At 72.9% G+C, this 15657-nt stretch carries 10 protein-coding genes; 2 read left to right on the forward strand and 8 right to left on the reverse strand.

Annotation, left to right across the window (positions count from 1 at the left end; translation table 11 throughout):
* Window positions 1-155: 155 nt before the first annotated feature.
* The gene (locus ACZ51D_RS38715; protein WP_465664929.1) at window positions 156-1064 is read left to right on the forward strand and encodes a Vgb family protein; all 909 of its coding nucleotides are present in this window, start codon (window positions 156-158) and stop codon (window positions 1062-1064) included.
* Window positions 1065-1285: 221 nt separating this feature from the next.
* Here the strand turns inward: ACZ51D_RS38715 and ACZ51D_RS38720 are convergent, their stop codons facing one another.
* Entirely contained in the window at window positions 1286-1615 is a 330-nt protein-coding gene (locus ACZ51D_RS38720) for a transposase (protein WP_465664931.1), read from the reverse strand.
* 79 nt (window positions 1616-1694) lie between these two features.
* Between ACZ51D_RS38720 and dpgD the strand changes: the two genes are divergently transcribed.
* Window positions 1695-2516, forward strand: coding sequence for an enoyl-CoA-hydratase DpgD (gene dpgD / locus ACZ51D_RS38725; protein ID WP_465664932.1), 822 nt, complete (start codon window positions 1695-1697; stop codon window positions 2514-2516).
* Between the two features lie 113 nt (window positions 2517-2629).
* Here the strand turns inward: dpgD and ACZ51D_RS38730 are convergent, their stop codons facing one another.
* From ACZ51D_RS38730 to ACZ51D_RS38760, 7 genes are all read right to left on the reverse strand, one after another.
* Complete coding sequence (locus tag ACZ51D_RS38730; RefSeq protein ID WP_465664934.1) at window positions 2630-7579, reverse strand: amino acid adenylation domain-containing protein; 4950 nt, start codon at window positions 7577-7579, stop codon at window positions 2630-2632.
* 336 nt (window positions 7580-7915) lie between these two features.
* Window positions 7916-9946, reverse strand: coding sequence for an ABC transporter ATP-binding protein (locus ACZ51D_RS38735; RefSeq protein ID WP_465664936.1), 2031 nt, complete (start codon window positions 9944-9946; stop codon window positions 7916-7918).
* The gene (locus tag ACZ51D_RS38740; protein WP_360509477.1) at window positions 9943-10170 is read right to left on the reverse strand and encodes an MbtH family protein; all 228 of its coding nucleotides are present in this window, start codon (window positions 10168-10170) and stop codon (window positions 9943-9945) included. The genes ACZ51D_RS38735 and ACZ51D_RS38740 overlap by 4 nt, the downstream gene beginning before the upstream one ends.
* Window positions 10171-10583: 413 nt before the next feature.
* A complete protein-coding gene (gene dpgC / locus ACZ51D_RS38745; protein WP_465664938.1) occupies window positions 10584-11885 on the reverse strand; it encodes a (3,5-dihydroxyphenyl)acetyl-CoA 1,2-dioxygenase DpgC in 1302 nt (433 codons plus the stop codon).
* Window positions 11882-12565 carry an enoyl-CoA-hydratase DpgB gene (dpgB, locus tag ACZ51D_RS38750; RefSeq protein ID WP_465624434.1) on the reverse strand — a complete coding sequence of 228 codons (684 nt, stop codon included), beginning with the start codon at window positions 12563-12565 and terminating at the stop codon, window positions 11882-11884. The genes dpgC and dpgB overlap by 4 nt, the downstream gene beginning before the upstream one ends.
* A gap of 21 nt (window positions 12566-12586) precedes the next feature.
* On the reverse strand, window positions 12587-13708 hold the full coding sequence (dpgA, locus tag ACZ51D_RS38755; RefSeq protein ID WP_360509483.1) for a 3,5-dihydroxyphenylacetyl-CoA synthase DpgA: 1122 nt from the start codon (window positions 13706-13708) through the stop codon (window positions 12587-12589).
* Entirely contained in the window at window positions 13705-15171 is a 1467-nt protein-coding gene (locus ACZ51D_RS38760; RefSeq protein WP_465624430.1) for an aminotransferase-like domain-containing protein, read from the reverse strand. Before ACZ51D_RS38760 ends, dpgA begins: the two co-directional genes overlap by 4 nt.
* Window positions 15172-15657 lie beyond the last annotated feature (486 nt).

The following is a 15657-nucleotide window of genomic DNA, read 5'->3' on the forward strand; positions in this document are numbered from 1 at the left end:
TGACGGCCGCTGTCGCAGCGCCCGGCACTGTCGCCTTCGGTGACTCCTCGCGCCCGCGTCCCGGGTCCCTGCGCCCGTGGGTGAAGTCCTGCGTCCGGTACCGGGGGCCGGCGGGGCTCATCGGCTGCCTCCGGGGGAGGCACCCCCAACCGAGGATGTCACAGACCCGCCTGACCTCCACCATCAGCGAACTGGCGACACCCACCGCCAATTCGGCCCCGGTCGGCATCACCGCAGGGCCGGACAGCGCCCTGTGGTTCACCGAGAACTCCGCCGACGCGATCGGGCGCGTCACCACGGGCGGCACGTTCACCGAGTACTCGGTGCCCACCACCAACGCGGGCCCGGCCGGGATCGTCACCGGGCCGGACGGCGCGCTGTGGTTCACCGAGTCGAACGTCGACAAGATCGGCCGGATCACCACCGGGGGCACCTTCACCGAGTACGCGCTCCCGACCTCCGGCGCCTACCCGTGGGGCATCACCGTCGGATCGGACGGCGCCCTGTGGTTCGCGGAGCCCGGTGCCGACAACATCGGCCGGATCACCACCGGCGGCACGGTCACCGAATACGCGCTCCCCACCTCCGGCGTCTTCCCGCTGAGCATCACGGCCGGGTCGGACGGCGCCCTGTGGTTCACCGAAGTGCTGTCCGGAAGCATCGGCCAGATCACCACCGGCGGCACGATTACCGAGTACGAGGTCCCCTCACTGGCCTCACTGCCCATCGGCATCACCGCGGGGCCGGACGGCAACCTCTGGTTCACGGACGCCGGAGCAACACAGATCGGACAGGTCACCACTGCGGGCGTGTTCACCGGCTACGACCTGACGGATACCGCCTTCTTCCCGTTCCCGTGGGGCATCACCACCGGACCGGACGGCAACCTGTGGTTCACCGAGAACACCGGCAACGACATCGGCCAGATCACGACCTCGGGAACGATCACCGAACTGTCGGTCCCGACCTCGGACGCGAGCCCGCTGGAGATCGCCACCGGCTCCGACGGCAACCTCTGGATCACCGAGAACACCCCGAGCCAGATCGCAACGGTAACCCCCTGACGAGACCGACGGTGTGAACGATGGCGCCTCGAACTCGGCCCCGCCCCACATCTCTACCTCGGGCACCTCGAGCGCGGCATCTACCTCGATCGGCTTGTCCAGGCCGGCGAGACCACCGTGCTCGCCAACCCGTTCCCCCTCGACCTCGACCCCGCGGGGCCGGCCCAATAGTCCCAGGCCGGCCGTAAGTGAGCAGGCGTACATGTGACGTGATCCTGGGATCACGTCACATGTACGTGAAGGCAATGCAGGACACCCGGAGCCTGGCCGTCGGGCCAGCGATCTACCAGCCAGGCCCGACCCTCCCCTTCGCTCTTCCCCACCCCAGGACGCCCACCGCCTGCGTTTCCGGCCCCGTTCAGACTTGCCCAGGCTTCCCGCCGCCTCCGCGTTCGCCCGGGCCCGCCCCGGGGGGGGGGCCAGTTCCGCAGCGTGCTCGGCTGCACGCCCAGATCCCGCGCGACATCCGCGGCCGACTTCCCGGTCTCCGTCACGTTCCGCACCGCACCCGCGCGGAACTGCGCGTCGTACGAGCGCCTCTTCCCCGCCATGGCCCGCAACTTCCCCTCTGGTCACAACTCGCGCTACGAGGGGAATGTCACGGCCCGCCTCCCCCGATAGCCTGTCCGCGTGGACCCCGTGCAGGAGGCATCTGCGGCGAACCGGCCCGTGCTCTACGAGCGGGCCGGGCACGTCGCGCGCGTGACGTTGAACCGGCCCCAGGTGCTCAACGCGATGGACCTGCGGATGCACACGGAACTCGGCGAGGTCTGGGACGAGGTCGAGCGCGACGACGAGGTGCGGCTGGTCGTGCTGACCGGCGCGGGCGAACGCGCCTTCTCGGTCGGACAGGACCTCAAGGAGCGGGCGCGGCTCGACCGCGACGGGGCCCCGCCGACGAGCTTCGGCTCGAAGGACCTGCCGGGGTGGCCGCGCCTGACCGACCGTTTCTCCCTGTCCAAACCGGTCCTGGCCCGGGTCCGCGGCTACGCCCTCGGCGGCGGCTTCGAACTGGTCCTCGCCTGCGACCTGGTGATCGCCGCGCAGAGCGCCGTCTTCGCCCTGCCCGAAGCCACCCTCGGGCTGGTCCCGGGCGCGGGCGGGGCCTTCCGGCTGGCCCGGCAGATCCCGCTCAAGGCCGCGATGGGGTACCTGCTCACCGGGCGCCGGATGTCGGCGGGCGAGGCGCTGGCCTTCGGGCTGGTCAACGAGGTCGTGCCGGACGAACGGCTGGACGAGTGCGTCGAGCGGTGGACGGCCGACCTGCTGCGCTGCGCGCCGCTGTCGCAGCGCGCCCTGAAGGAGGCCGTGATGCGCTCGGTGGACCTGCCGCTGGAGCAGGCGTTCACCACCCGCTACCGGTGGGAGCAGGCCCGCCGGGCCAGCGAGGACGCCAAGGAGGGGCCGCGCGCCTTCGCGCAGAAACGCGAACCGGTGTGGCGCGGGCGCTGAGACCGCCCCCGGTCGCCGGCGCGCCACCGCGCTGCGCCAAGGCTCTCCCGGCCCGTCGGCGGGCCGGGAGACCCCACGCCGCTTCGCCGCACCGCAGCGTCACCGGGCCCGGGTCAGCCGCCGCCCGCCCCGCCGAAGGCGGACTCGAACTCGTCGATGTCCTCCTGACCCAGCGAGATCAGCGAGAAGTCCGACGGGGTGTGACCCCCGGGGCCCTCGGAGGCGTGCCGGACCAGGCCCTCGAGCACCGCCCGCCAGCGCTCGGCGAGATCGCCCAGCTCAGCCCCGGTGAGCAGCCCGCGGGGTGACTCGAGGACGAAGCACAGCTCCGGTCCCTCGGGCAGGTCCCGCGCCGAGCCGTTGATCTCCAGCACGTGCCGCAGGGGCATCGACGGGTCGACGCCGCCGTCGGGTGCCGGGTGCTCGTCCGCCGGCGTCCACGGGCGCGGGCCGCCACAGCCGGCCTGCGGGGAACCGTCCACCCCGGACGGCGCCCCGTCGGCGCCCGGGGAGCCCGGCTCCCCGCGCGGGCCGCCGAACCGGCCCAGGTAGTTGAACCCGATCTGCGGTGCCGCGAGGGGCTCGAGCACCGAACGGGTGGCCGGGTTCACGTACCTGAGCAGGCCGTAGCCGAGACCGTCGCCCGGCCCCTGCCGCAGCTGCTCCTTGACCCGCTTGATCAGCCGCGCGGCGTCCGCGCCGCCCGCCCGGACCTCGGCCGTGTCGATCGGACCGGGCTCCAGCCACACCGGGTGGACGGCGGTGAACCAGCCGAGGGTCCGCGTCAGGTCCATGTCCTCGGACAACGGCACCCGGCCGTGCGCCTCCCGGTCGATCAGGAAGCCCTCCGGGGCCCGCCCGCCGCGTGCGCGCAGCCACTCGTCCAGCGCCGCGGTGAGCCCGGACAGCAGCACGTCGTCGATTCCCGCGTGGTAGGCGGCGGGCAGCGCCGCCAGCAGCGATCCCGCCGTCCGCGCCGGAACGGTCAGCTCGGCGCGGGACAGCCCGCCTCCCACGGTGTCGGTCCGCGGGTCGAGCGGCCGGCCGGCGATCGGCGGCTCGACCCGGTCGAGCACCCGCCTCCAGGCAGGCAGTTCGTCCACCGTCTGCTGCGCCCTGGCCCGCTCCGCCAGGGCGCTCGCCCAGCGGCGGAACGAGGTGAGCTCGGGGGCGACTGCCGCCCTCGCCGCGTCCGCGCCCCCCGCGGCCAGGGCCGCGTGGGCGAGGGCCAGGTCGGGCATCAGGATCCGCCAGGAGACGCCGTCGATCACCAGGTGATGGGCCGTCAGCAGCACCAGGGCGCTCTGCGCGGCGCCGCGGTCGATGAGTACGGCCCGCAGCATCACGCCGTCCTGCGGCGCCAGCGCGGCCTCGGCGGCCGCGGCCTGTTCGTCGAGCAGCGCGTCCAGCCGCGTCCCGTCGAGGCCCACCGCCTCCACCCGGGTCACCAGGTCCGCCGCGGGCACCGCCGCGGGCGCGTGCGGCTCGGGGATCACCAGCCGCCCGTCCGCTTCCTCCAGCCGCGCCCGCAGCACGTCGTGCCGGTCGACGACGGCCTGGAGCACGGCGGCCAGCCGGTCGGGCGTCAGACCGGGCGGGGCGGTCAGCACCATCGACTGGCTGCCCGCGCGCGCCGCCGAGCCCGTGCGTGCTGCGATCTCGTGCATCACCGGGGTCAGCGGGACCGGGCCGCAGGGGACCTCCTCGGCGTGCACCGCCTCCGTGTCGTCGATCGACTCGGCCACCCGTGCGAGTTCCGCGGGTGTGCGCAGCTCGAAGATCTGGCGCGGGGTGACCGCCAGGCCGGCCTTGCGGGCCCGCCCCGCCAGCAGCATGGAGGTGATCGAGTCGCCGCCGAGGGCGAAGAAGGAGTCCTCGGCTCCCACCCGTTCAAGGTTCAGCACCTCGGCGAAGAGCCGGCACAGCAGTTCCTCCGTGTCGGTGGCGGCGGCTCGCCCCGCCGCGCTGGCGGAGAAGACGGGCAGCGGCAGGGCGGCCCGGTCGACCTTGCCGTTGGCCGTCACCGGCAGTGCGACGAGCACGGTCACCGAGGCCGGGACCATGTAGTCGGGCAGCTTCCCGGCGAGGTACTCCTCCAGCGCCCGCGGGTCGGGCGAGGCCTGATCGCCGTCGGCCGGCACGACGTACCCGGCCAGCCGCTTGTGGCCGCTCGCGTCCTCGAACGCGACCACGAGCGCCTGGGCGACGTCCGGGTGCGCGGCGAGCACGGCCTCGATCTCGGCCGGCTCGATGCGGAACCCGCGGATCTTGAGCTGTTTGTCGGCGCGGCCGAGGAAGAGCAGCTGCCCCTCACGGGTCCACTGCGCCAGGTCGCCGGTGCGGTACATCCGCGCGCCCTCGGGCTCGCCGTCGGCGGGGAAGGGGCAGGCGACGAAGCGTTCCGCGGTGAGCGCGGCGCGGCCGAGGTAGCCGCGGGCCAGCCCGGCCCCGGCGAGATAGAGCTCGCCCGTCATGCCGACGGGTACGGGCTTGAGGAACGCGTCGAGAACGAACGCCCTGGTGTTGTCCATCGGCCGGCCCAGCGGCACCACGTCGGGCACGGATTCTGCGTCGGTGAAGGGCAGTTGGGTGGCGAAGGCGGTGGACTCGGTCGGGCCGTAGGTGGTGCGTACGACCAGGCCGGGGTGGGAGCGTAGCAGCGTCCGGACGGCGTGCGCGGAGACGACGTCGCCGCCGGTGGAGACCTCGCGCACGCCGTCGAAGATGTGCGGGGCCTGCTCCGCGAGCACCCGGAAGTGCCCGGCCGTGGCGTGCAGGCTGGTCACCTTCTGGGCCGCGATCAGCCGGCCGCGCTCGACCGTGTCGATGTCCCCGGGGGGCACGAGCACCAGCCGGCCGCCGTGCAGCAGCGTCGTCCAGATCTCGTACGTGGAGGCGTCGAAGGCGTGGTTGGCCTGCACCAGCACCCGCTGGAGGGTCTCGCTCGACCAGCACTCGTCGAGGCAGAACGCGAGGACGCTGCCGTAGGTCACCGCGACGCCCTTCGGCAGGCCGGTGGAACCCGAGGTGTAGATGACGTACATGAGGTTCTCCGGCCGCACCCGCACCGGGGGCAGGGCCGCGTCGTCACCGTTCGAGGCGGGGGAGTGCGTACCCGTGCGGGCCGGCTCCAGGCGGAGCACCTCGGCGGGCGCGAACAGCGCGGCGTCGGCCAGGCCCCGCTCGGCGTTCGGCGTGTCGACCAGCACGACGGCCGCACCCGCCTCCGCCGCCACCGCGCCGAGCCGGGTGGCCGGGTGCCTGCCGTCCATCGGCAGGTACGCCGCACCGGCTTTCACCACCGCCAGCAGCGCGGTGATCAGCTCGGGTGAGCGCTCGGCCACCACGCCCACCAGTGTCTCCGGGCCCACGCCGAGCCCGGCCAGCCGGCGCGCCAGCCGGTTCGCCCGCCGGTCCAGTTCGGCGTAGGTCAGCTCGGCGTCCCCGGCCACCACGGCCACGGCCCCGGGGGTGCGGCGCGCCTGCTGCTCGAAGAGCTCGGCGAGCGTCGCACCGGGCAGTTCGCGGCGGGTCCGGTTCCGGGATCCGTTCAGTTCCTGCCGCTCCTCGCCGGTCAGCACGTCGAGCCGGCCCAGGGGCACGTCCGGGTCGTCCGCGACCTGGCGCAGCACCAGGAGCATCCGGTCGACCAGGCCGCGGGCGGTGCGCTCGTCGAACAGGTCGGGCCGGTAGTCCAGTCGGACCTCGATGTCGTCGGTCGGCGTGATCACGATGGTCAACGGGTAGTGGGCGGCCTCCTCGCCGCCGCCGGCCGAGACCCGGATGGCGGCGGGGCCCGGCCGATCGTCCCCGGGCCGCAGACCCGGCGGACCGTCCTGCCCGTCGGCGGGCGGCGGCCCCGGGGGCAGCGGGCCGCCGCCCTGCTCGCCGCTGCTCAGCGCCGTGCCGCCCAGCCCCTCGCCGCAGGGCGGGGGACCGTCGGGCCGCGGCGCCCGGTCCTGTCCGCCGGGCGGCGGCGCCGGGGCCACCATCGGGCCGCGCGGGTAGTTCTGGAAGACCAGCAGGGTGTCGAAGACCGCGCCGGGGCCGCAGGCGCGCTGGATCTCGGGCAGGCTCAGCTGCTGGTGGTCGAGCAGGGCGGCCTGCTGGTCCTGCAGCGCCGCCATGGCCTCGCGGAAGGGCACGGCCGCGTCCAGCGGCACGCGCACCGGCACGGTGTTGATGAACAGCCCGACCATCCGGTCCGCGTGCGGCACCTCGGCGGGGCGGCCGGAGACGGTCGCGCCGAAGACCGGGTCCAGCCGGCCGGACAGCTTGCCCACCAGCAGCGCCCAGGCGACCTGGAAGACCCGATTGAGGGTGACCTCGGCGGCGCGTGCCGTCTCCCGCAGCCGGTCGGCGAGGTCGTCGCCGAGCCGGTCGACCACGTGCCGGAGCACCACCGGCGGGCCGCCGCGGTCGTCGGGGCCCACCAGGGTGGGCTCCTCGGCGCCGGCCAGCATCGCGCGCCACGCCTCGCGCGCGGCGTCGGTGTCCCGGCGCACCAGCCAGGCGAGGTAGTCGCGGTACTGCGGCACCTTCGGGAGCACCGAGGGGTCGCCGCCGTTGCCGTAGACCGCCCACAGCTCGTGGAACAGGACCGGCAGCGACCAGCCGTCCATCAGGATGTGGTGCATCGTCACCACCATCCGGTGCCGGCCGGGGCCCACGCGCAGCAGCAGTACCCGCAGCAGCGGCGGCATGCCGAGGTCGAAGCGCCGCGCGTCGACCGCGGCCAGGCGTCCGGCCTCCTGCTCGGCCTGCTCGTCGCCCAGTGCGCCGAGGTCGGCGTACGTCCACGGGATCCGCACGCCCTTGGCGATCACCTGGACGGTGTCGCCGGCCGAACGGGAGCGGAAGCCGGCCCGCAGGCTCGCGTGCCGCTCCAGCATCGCCTGCCAGGACGCCTTGAGCGTCTCGGGCCGCAGATCGCCGTCGAGGTTGAGGATCCGCTGTCCCACGTACACGTCCCGGGGCGCGTCCTGGTCGTACGAGGCGTGGAACAGCAGCCCCTCCTGCAGTGGGGACAGCGGCCACACGTCCTCGACCGTCAACTGGGTCATCTGGCACCTCCGTGGATACCCCCGGCCTCGGCCGGGGAAGGAAACGGACTTCCCGCGTGGCGGGGCAAGAGGCGGCGTTTCGCCGTCAAGGCGGACCGCTGCCCCCACTGCCGTGGTTGCCGTGCGTGATGGGTTGATCACGCCAATTCGGGGTGGGAGCCGAGTCCCGGATCGGCCTACCGCCGGGCTGGCGGGAAGTCAGGTCTGTGGAGCTGATGTAGGACCGACGGGCGGTACACCGCCCCTTCGCTGGTAACCCCAGGTCGGCAACCGGCTGTGAAGCAGAAAACCCGACCCGTGAGGGTTGGATCCTCCGGCTTCAGTCGGAGGGGGATGTCAATGTGCTCTCCCTTCGGGTCGGTCGGGGTCCGGTGCGGTCTCGGGCGGCGGCAGCCGGCGCAGGGGCCCTCCGCCGGGCGGCAGCGGGCGAAGGTCGCCGTAGCCGTTCGCCGAGTGCTGCTCGGTTTCCGGGCGCGGCGCGGGCGGCTTGGCGAACTGGGTACGGTAGAGCTCCGCGTACTGGCCACCGCCGTCGACGAGTTCGGTGTGCCGGCCGCGTTCGACCACGCGCCCACCCTTGAGCACGAGGATCTGGTCGGCTTCGCGGATCGTGGACAGACGGTGGGCGATCACCAGTGCGGTGCGGCCGGCCAGGGCGGTCCACAGCGCCTTCTGCAGTGCCGCCTCGGACTCCGAGTCCAGGTGTGCCGTGGCCTCGTCGAGCACGACCACGGACGGCTTCTTGAGCAGCAGCCGCGCGATCGACAGGCGCTGCTTCTCGCCGCCGGAGAAGCGGTAGCCGCGGTCGCCCACGACGGTGTCCAGGCCGTTGGGGAGCGCGGAGACCATGTCCCAGATCTGCGCGGCCTCGCAGACCTCGACGAGCTCCGCCTCGGTGGCGCCCGGTTTGGCGTAGAGCAGGTTGGCGCGGATGGTGTCGTGGAACATGTGCGCCTCCTGCGTCACCATGCCGACGGTGTCGTGCAGCGAGGCCAGGGACAGGTCGCGCACGTCGTGGCCGCCGATCCGCACGGTGCCCCCGGTGGGCTCGTAGAGCCGCGCCACCAGCTGGCTGACCGTGGTCTTGCCCGCGCCGGAGGGCCCGACGAGCGCGGTCAGCCGGCCCGCCGGGGCGCGGAAGCTCACCCCGCGCAGCGCGTGGGTGTCGCCGGAGCGTTCCGGCGCGGGCAGCGACAGCGTTTCGAGCGAGGCGAGGGAGATCTCTCCCGCCGCGGGATAGCGGAAGGAGACGTCCTCGAACTCGACCTCCGGGGCCCGGGACCGGGCCGCGGCGGGCAGTGTGACCGGGTCGGGCCGTTCCACGATCAGCGGTTTGAGGTCCAGCACCTCGAACAGCCGGTCGAAGGAGACGAGCGCGGTCAGGTAGTTCGACTGCAGGTTGGAGAGCTGGTTGATCGGGCCGAAGAGCCGTGCCAGGAGGGTGGCCAGGGCCACCAGCGAGCCGATCTGCATGGCCCCGTCGACCACCAGCTCGCCGCCGACGCCGTAGACCGCCGCCGTGGCGAGCGACGCCAGCAGCGTCACCGTCACCAGCAGCATGCGCGAGTAGACGGAGGTGACCACGCCGACGTCCCTGACCCGCGCCGCGCTGTCGGCGAACCGCCGGGCCTCGCTCTGCGGCCGGCCGTAGAGCTTGACCAGCAGCGCACCGGCCACGTTGAAGCGCTCCTGCATGAGCGAGCCGAGTTCGGCGTCCAGTTGCATCGACGTGCGCAGGTTGCGCTGCAGCCGGCGCCCGACGACGCGGCCCGGCAGCACGAAGAGGGGCACCGTGACGAGCACGACCAGGCCGACGACCCAGGACAAGTAGAAGATCGTGGCGATCACCAGGCCCAGTACCACCAGACTTGAGAGCACGTTGGACAGCAGCACGGTCACCGCCTGCTGGGCCTCCATCACGTCGGTGTTGAGCCGACTCACCAGCGAACCGGTCTGCGTCCGGGTGAAGAACGCCAGCGGCTGCCTCTGCACGTGCTCGAAGACCTCGGTGCGCAGGTCGTAGATGAGCCCTTCGCCGATGCGCGCCGAACTGCGGCTCACCAGGAAGCCCACCAGCGCCTGCAGCAGTGCCAGGGCCGCCACCGCGGCGGCGGCGCCCGCCACGACGCCCCGGTCGCGGGGCATGATGCCGTGGTCGATGAGCACCTTGAACAGCAGCGGCGTGGAGACGGTGATGACGGCGTCGAGCACGGTCAGGCTCAGCAGCGCGGCGATCTGCCGACGGTAGGGCCGCAGGTAGGGCCGGATCCGCCGCGAGGTGCCGGGTCTGACGTGCCCCCGGGTCGGCTCCGCGCCGTCGCCGCCGGTGGCCCGTACCGTGATCAGCGGGCCCGGGCCGGCCATCATGTTGCGGCCACCTGGGCGCCGCCCGGCACCGTGACCGGGCCCGGCGGTCGCTGGTCGGTCCAAGCACGGTCGATGTACGCCAGGCACTCGTCGCGGGCGCTCCGGCCGTAGGCGATCCGCCACCCGGTCGGCACCTGCGCGAACGCGGGCCACAGCGAGTACTGGCCCCGCGGATTGATCAGCACGAGGTAGGAGGCGTCCGGGTCGTCGAAGGGGCTGGTCATCTGATACCTCCGTGGATGCCCCCGGCTTTGGCCGGGGGAGGAAACGGACTTCCCGCGTAGCGGGGTAGGAGTCAGCGTTTCGCCGTCAAGGCGGACCGCTGTCCCCGCTCCTCGGGTCACTGTGCGTGATAGTTGATCGCGCCAATTCGGGGTGACAGCCGAGTTCAGGGCCGGCCTCCCGCCGGGCTGGCGGGAAGTCAGGTCTGGGGAGCTGATGTAAGACCGATGGGCGGTACACCGTCCCTTCGCTGGTAGCCCCAGGTCGGCAACCGGCTGTGAAGCAGGAAGCCCGACCCGTGAGGGTTGGAATCCTCCGGTTTCAGCCGGTGGAGGATGTCAACTCGGTCTCCTTGTCGTTCGGGTACCGGCCGCCGGGCGGCGGCGGGGGAGGGGAAGGCGGCCCTGGCACGGCGTCAACCGGGCGGGCGCGCCGTGAAACGGCCCGCCTTGCCGAGCACGTCCGCCGCGTGGACGCGCAGCGCCTGCTGGACCGCGAACTCCGCCATGTATGCGCGGAAGCCGTCCGCCGGCTCCAGGGCAAGGTTCACCATGCGGCGGTTGGCGGTGACGGCCGGGTCGCGCAGCAGCTCCAGGGCGCGCTCGACGGCCCGGTCGAGGTCCGCCGGGTCGACGACCTGGTCGACGAGCGTGCGGGCCTCGGGGTCGGTCGCACGCACCCGCCGGCCGCCGAGGATGATCTGCCGGGCCAGCCGGGGGCCGGTCACCGCGGGGAGCCGGAAGTCCGCCGCGCCCGGGACGATCCCCTCCTGCGCGGCCGGCAGGCTCAGGTAGGCGTCGGAGGCCGCGAGCACGTGGTCCACCGCGAGCAGCAGCTGCATGCCGCCGCCGATCGCGAAGCCGTCCACCGCGGCCACCCACGGCATGTCGGTGAGCGGGTAGCGCCACGACGCCCCGTCCGTGCGCAGCCCGAGCAGCAGCTTCCGGAGATAGCCGAGTTCACGGCGCAGCAGGAAGCCGACGAGCGTGATCTCGCCCGCGTGCAGGTGCTTGAGGTTGATCCCGGCGCTGAACACCCGGCGGCCCGCGTAGCGCGGGTGCGTCATCTCGCCGCCCCGGACGAGCCCGATCTCGCAGCGCCGGTCCAGCAGCGCGAGGTCGACCGCGGTCTCCATGTCGTCGACCTGCTGCTCGTCCTCGGCGTTGAGCCGGTCTCCGGCGCACATGGTGATCCGGGCCACCCCCTCGCGCCGCTCCAGCCTCGTGCTCTCCAGCCGGATCACCCCGGTGGCCTCGAACTCCCCGAGCAGGCCCAGCGCGCGCTCGGTGGGCCGGAGCATGGAGTCCATCAGGTGGTCGCCGGCGGCCGGGCAGCGCAGCAGGCCGCGCAGGAAGACGCCCAGGTCGATCTCGTAGCCCAGGCGCTCCCGCACCGGCGTGGCACGCTCCGCCCGCAGCTGCGCGGGCGTGGGCACCAGACCGGGCACCACGAACGCTGCGCCCTCCACCAGGCCGTCGAGCCGGAGCCGGCGGGTACGGTCCCCGGTGAGCCGGTCGTAGAGCGGCTCGGCGTGGCAGTCCAGGAAGGCGGTGCGCTGCGCGCGGGCGGTCTCCAGCGCCTGCTCGGTACGGGCGCGCGGCTCGCCGGTGCGCGGCCCGGGCTCCGGAAACGGCGGCAGCAGCCGGGCCGCCCGCTCGAACCCGTCCGCGGCGCGTCCCCGCACGGCGGCCGGCGCCTGCGCGTTCGACGTGCTCACGCCGTCACCTCGTTCGCCGCCTGGGTGCGCCGCAGCGAGCGGTCGCAGGCGGCCAGGTGCGGGCCCAGCGCGTCCTCGAAGCTCATCCACTGGGCGTCGAAGGCCAGTTGGCGGCGGATCGCGAGTTCGGGGCCGGACAGGCGGCGCAGCATCCGGGCGGCGGCCGCCAGGGTGCGCCCGGGGTCCTTGCTCACCTGGTCCACCAGGCACCGCTCCAGCGCCTCACGAGCGGTGATCGGCACCCCGAAGAGCACCGTGCGGCGCGCCGAGGCCAGCCCGAGCTGCTGGACCAGTCGGAAGCCGGCCATGCCCGGCCAGGTCCCCTGGTCGTGGAAGGACAGCAGCAGCCGCAGGTCCGGCGCCGCCACCCGGACGTCAGCCGCCAGCAGCAGGTCCAGCGCGGCACCGCCGCACTCCCCGCTCGCCGCCGCCAGCGTGGGCAGTCGCAGCCGCTCGAAGCGCCGAACGGCCCGCTCCCACTTCGTGACGGCGGCCACGTCGGACACCTTCGCCACCGCCTCGCCCGTCGGGGCGCCGGAGACGTACAGGGTCGCGAAATCGGCCCCGGTGGACTCCGCCTCGTCGCACAGGGCGGAGACGGCGTGGGCCAGTTCGGCCGAGATCTCCCGGCTGCCGTCCACATGCAGCGCGGGGCTTTCGGGGAGTGCGTTGACGGGCATGGCGGTCTTCCTTGCGTTGGGTCACCACTGGATGAGTGCGGATTCGATCGTTGAACCCGGGCCCATGGTCATGAGCACGCCGTAGTCGCCGGGGCGGACCACGCCTTCCTGCAGGAGCCGGTCGTAGGAGAAGAGGAACGAGCCGCTGGAGACGTTGCCGAAGTCGCGCAGCACGGTGATGGTGTGCCGCAGGTCGTGGCGGGTCAGCCCCAGGTTGACGGCCACCGCGTCGATGACCTTCTTGCCGCCGGAGTGCACCAGCCAGTGCGTGACGTCGTCGCGGTGCAGCGACGTGCCGGCGAGCAGCCGGTCGACGACGCCCTCCACGTGCGCGCCGACCAGGTAGGGGATCTGCGGGTCCAGGAAGAAACTGAAACGGTCCTGGTCGCGGTCCCAGTCGTAGCGCATCGCATCCATGGCGTCGACGATGGTGACGCCCGCGGTCTTCAGGATCCGGGGGCCGTCGAGGTGGCGGCCGGGCCCTTCCTCCTCTTCCTCGGGCCCTTCGCCACCGTCCGGGTCGGCCATGACCGCCACCGCCGCGGCGCCGTCGCCGAAGAGGCTGTTGACCACGGCCGTACGCATGGTGGAGTCCATCGTGTAGGCGGCCGAGCAGGCCTCCGAGCAGACCATTACGGCCAGCCGGCCCGGATTCGCCGCGGCCCAGTTGCCGACCACGGCGAGCGCGTTGAGCCCGGCGTTGCAGCCCATGCCGACGATGTCGGCCCGCGCGGTGTGCCAGTCCATGCCGAGCTCGCGGATCAGCAGCGCGCTCAGGCCCGGGGTGAGGAAGCCGGTCGAGGTCACGCAGCACAGGTACGCCACCTCGGACAGGTCGGCCCCGAGCCGCTTGAGGCACAGGGCCAGCGCGTCCGCTCCCATGTTCACGGCCCAGGCCTTGTGCTTGTCCAGGAGGTCGCCCTGGGACTCCCGGAGCCTGGTGCCGTCCGGCGCTGCCGGGGGCAGCACCAGCGAGCGCTGCCGGATGGAGCCCAGCAGGAAGACGGACCGCACCTTCCGGTCGGTGATCCCGAACAGGTCGAGCAGTTCCTCCTGGGAATAGTGTTCGGGGGGCACGGCGGTGCCCACGCTCAGGATGCGCGGGGCCGTGGCGATCAGTGCTCGGTCCAGGGCCGTGGTCATGGTGCGTCACTCTCCGTTCCGGTGCCGGGCACGTCCTTGCCGTGCGCTCCGTCGCCGTGCGTCTCGCTGCTGAGCGCCTCCACGAACCGCGCGAGCCGCTCGACCCCCTCGGCCACCTGCCCGGGCGTCAGACAGCTGATGGAGAGCCGGATGTCCTGCTCGCCCCCGCCGTGCGGATGGAAGAACTCCATGGGCGTCCAGATCACGCCGAAGTCGCGGGCCGAGCGCTCCAGAGCCGCGGTGCCGGTACGGAAACCGGTGCGCAGAGTGAGGAAGAAGCCGCCGTCGGGACTGTTCCAGTCCACCCCCAGCTCCCGGCGACGCCCCTCGGGCAGCCACCGCTCCAACTGCGCGAGCGTCTCGGCCATGCTGCGGCGGTAGTGCTCGGCAGCCTTCGCGTTCAGGACGGAGAGCCGGCCGTCCGCGCTCAGCAGCGCACCCGCCACGGCCGCCTGGCTGAGCGAGGAGGTGTTGACCGTGACCATGCTCTTCACCTTCGCCAGGTCGTCCGCGAGCAGCCGGACTCGCCCGCAGCCGTCACGCACCTCCTGGTCGGCCACGACGTAGCCGACCCTGGCACCGGGGAACAGCGTCTTGGAATAGGTGCCGAGCTGGATGACGCTCCTCGACCCGTCGAGCGCCTTGAGCATGGGGTGGCGCGGCCCGGGGCCGCTCAACCGGTAGGGACTGTCCTCCAGGACGAGCAGCCCGTGGCGCCCGGCGAGTTCGAGCAGTGCGGTGCGCGTCGGCAGGTCCAGCGTGGACCCGGTGGGATTGGCGTGGTCCGGCACCACGTAGACCGCCCGCGGCCGGCGGCCCGCCGCGCGCTGCGCACGTACGGCCCCGTCGAGGTCCGCCACCACCAGCCGCCCGTCGCGCTCGGGCACCGCGACCACCGGGATGTCCAGCAGCCGCGCGGCCCCGATGATGCCGACATAGCAGGGAGTCACGAGCAGCAGCACGTCCTCGGGCGTCGCGAACAGTGTCCGCAGCGCCAGGAACATCGCTTCCTGCGCACCGACGGTCACCACGATCGACTCGGGCGCGACCTCGAGCCCTTCGTCCTGCCGCAACGAGTACGCAATCAGCTCCCGGATCTGCCCCGCGGCCGGCCCGTACTGGTAGAAGCCGCTGCGCACTTCCGCCAGCTCCGCGCCCCGGCTCTCCAGGTACTTCGCGTACCGGCGCAGGTGCGCATGGACCTCCTCGACCTCGAAGAAGCCGTCATAAGGACGCCCCGGTGCGAAGGACACCGCGTCCGGGTAGCTGAACGTGATCTCGTTCAGGAAGTTCATCCGGTCGAGAACCGGATCCTCGATGCTCGAGTGCAGCGTTGTCGAATCGAGCACCATGATGCCCGCCTTTCCGTGGACGAGCCGCAGTCGCCCGACGTGACCGTCACAGGAAGCGATGCGTGTCCACCGGCGGTTCGCCGGTATCGTCCTCCTGCTGCGGTCGGCCATCGGCCGGTTTCGACTTCGGCTTCATGACGGCCCCTCGGGCCCGGCCGCGGGCCCCGGTCCCCGGCAGCGTCACCGTGAGTGCACCAACCGCCCGGCGATGCGGGGCGTGGTGCCCACGCGCGAGAAAACGGCCGTCGAAGGACCGGGCGAGGCGACGCGAGGATGTCGGGCATCCGAGCACGCCCTGCCGCCACTTCGCGCCGGCCACGGATATCGAACGGATACCTGGAGCACAGGGCCCTGTCTGCTGTTTGTCCTCGTTCCAGTACGCGCCCCCGGGCAAGAGCCTGTCAAGCGCTGAGGGTTTCCGGGCCGCTACAGCCTGCTGCCGCCAGGGCCCCGGGGCCGGTGGCGTGGTGCATGATCGACGCGTCGGGTCTTCGTCCGGCGCTTAGGGCGTCCGCCAGTAGGTGCCGAGCTAATCGGTAGTAGCAGGGCAGGCACGGTTCGCCCGATCATGGAGTTCTCTACGCTTCATGATCACCG

This window comes from Kitasatospora sp. NPDC033851 (assembly GCF_055576085.1).